Genomic DNA, 755 nt, shown 5'->3' on the forward strand with positions numbered 1-755 from the left:
TACTGCGGTGAGATTGGTAAACAGGACAATTGTCAGGTCGCCGTTAGCCTATCGGTGGCGACCGAACAGGCCAGCCTGCCGGTCGCATGGCGGCTTTATTTGCCCACATCATGGACAAACGATCCGGCGCGCTGTCGCCGCGCTGGCGTGCCAGAAGAGATCGACTTTGCCACCAAACCGGAGATCGCCCTGCAGCAGGTGCGCGAGACACTGGAGGCTGGTATCACGCCCGGTATCGTGCTGGCAGATGCGGCTTACGGCAAAGTGACGCCCTGGCGAGAACAGCTTGCAAAATGGGGCTTGAGTTATTGCGTTGACGTGCCGGAGGGTATCAGTGTCTGGCCGCCTGGCAGTGAGCCTCTGCCTCCGAAGTGGTCCGGCCTGGGGCGACCGCCGACACGATGGCAGCAGACCACGGAGCATCACCCAGTGTCGGCACAAGCACTGGCCAAGTCGCTGGATGCCAATGCCTATCAGGCTATCACCTGGCGGGAAGGTACCAACAAGCCGTTGTGCTCCCGGTTTACCGCTGTCCGAGTGCGTGTGGCGCGCGGCCAGCAGAAGCGCGAACCGGAGTGGTTGCTGATCGAATGGCCCCAAAGCGACGCCGCGCCAGCGAAGTATTGGTTAAGCAATCTGCCGGAAGATACGTCACTGACCACTCTGGTGGCGACAGCGAAAGGACGCTGGCGCATCGAACGAGATTATCAGGAACTCAAGCAGGAGTTTGGACTGAAGCATTACGAGGGGCGCAA

1 protein-coding gene is annotated in these 755 nt (G+C 60.5%); it reads left to right on the forward strand.

What is annotated here, in order from left to right:
- Positions 1-755 (forward strand): IS701 family transposase (locus tag ACT3R4_RS18445; RefSeq protein ID WP_496201303.1); only part of this gene is annotated, 755 nt, incomplete at both ends.

This window comes from Halomonas sp. AOP7-E1-9, assembly GCF_052376035.1.
Classification (GTDB): Bacteria; Pseudomonadota; Gammaproteobacteria; order Pseudomonadales; family Halomonadaceae; genus Vreelandella; species Vreelandella citrativorans.